This window comes from Actinomyces sp. Z5 (genome assembly GCF_003287795.1).
GTDB classification, from domain to species: Bacteria; Actinomycetota; Actinomycetes; order Actinomycetales; family Actinomycetaceae; genus Actinomyces; species Actinomyces glycerinitolerans.
Genome location: NZ_QMIN01000113.1, coordinates 1 through 1,382, shown reverse-complemented (window position 1 = coordinate 1,382; position 1,382 = coordinate 1). Strand labels below are relative to the sequence as shown.

Sequence of the window (1,382 nt, the reverse complement as noted above, 5' to 3'; positions counted from 1 at the left end):
GGCGCTCGTCGTCGACGACGAGCCACAGATGCTCTACGTGGTCACCTTCGCGCTGGAGACGCAAGGTTTCGAGTGCCTGACGGCGCCGGACGCCGAGAGTGCCTGGGAGCTGGCCTCCACCCGCGACATCGACCTGGTGGTCCTGGACGTGATGCTTCCGGGCGGTTCCGGCGTCGACCTGTGCCGCCGCCTGCGCGGCACCGGCAGCCAGGTCCCGATCATCCTGCTGACGGCCATGCGCGACGAGCCGGATCGGATCGCCGGACTGGAGGCGGGCGCAGACGACTACGTCACCAAGCCCTTCTCGCCCCGCGAGCTGGCGCTGCGGGCCCGGGCGGTCACGCGCCGCTCCGGTTCGGGTCCGGATGCGATCACCAACGGCCCCCTGCGCGTATCGACGGCGACCGGTCGGGTCTCCTGGGGCGGACGCAACATTCCCCTGCCGGACACGGAGGCCCGCCTACTGGCCACCATGGCGCGGCGGCGCGACGCCGTCGTCACCTGGCAGGAACTGCTCAACGAGGTGTGGGGCACCAGCGACGACTCCGGGGGCCGGGAGATGGTGCGCACCACCGTGTACCGACTGCGCCGGCACCTTCAGGCGCATGACGTGCCCGCCGACGTCGTCGTGGCGGTGCGCGGGCGCGGCTACCGCATGCCGCCCCTGGGGCAGGACTGAGCAGGGCAAGGCAGAACCGCACAGGGCAGGGCGGAAGGGAGGCGCGAGTGCTGACGGCACCCCGCCCCTCACCGAGGTCGGTTGAAGTTACGTGCTGAGATCGGTCGGGGTGGTGGGTCGGTGTTGGATGCGTGGTGTTGGTTACGCCGGTTCATCGTTAACAACGCCACTTAACGGTTTGCTGAAGACCTTGGACGTATGGACAGGCAAACCGGGCTCTTCGTGTTTGTGGGTGTGGTGGTTCCGGGTTGGGGCTGCGAGGCGGTAGTCGTCCTCGGGTGTGAGAGGTCGTTTTCAGGTCGGCGAGGTCGTTCTCGGGCCGGCGAGGTCGTCTTGGCCGAACCCGGGTCGTTCTCGGGCTCGTGACCGTTGGCGGCTGACGACTCGTTGGAATCACCTGGATCAAGCAGTTCCCGAATCACGATGGCGGCCGTTGACGGCACCGGCCAGTGATTCCACTGATTCCAGCGCTCCTGTTGCCGTGCCCCGGGCGCCCGGGGTGCGAACATGGCCGCCGCGGGGGAGCGGGCTTTTCGCGTGTTCACTCGTGCGCCCCGCGGGACGCTGCGCGACGGTTCGTCATGAACGATGACGGTTCGGCAGTTAGCACCAACGGTTCGGCATGAACCGCGACGGTTCGTACCTGTTATGTCTCAGGACATCGGTGACAGTTCTGTGTCAGGACATCGGTGACAGTTCGTGG

Annotated in this window: 1 protein-coding gene; it reads left to right on the top strand. The window is 67.7% G+C overall.

The window, feature by feature from the left end; translation table 11 throughout:
- On the top strand, positions 1 to 679 hold a 679-nt coding region (locus DRB06_RS15165), incomplete at its 5' end, for a response regulator transcription factor (protein WP_146750926.1).
- Between the last annotated feature and the right edge of the window lie 703 nt (positions 680 to 1,382).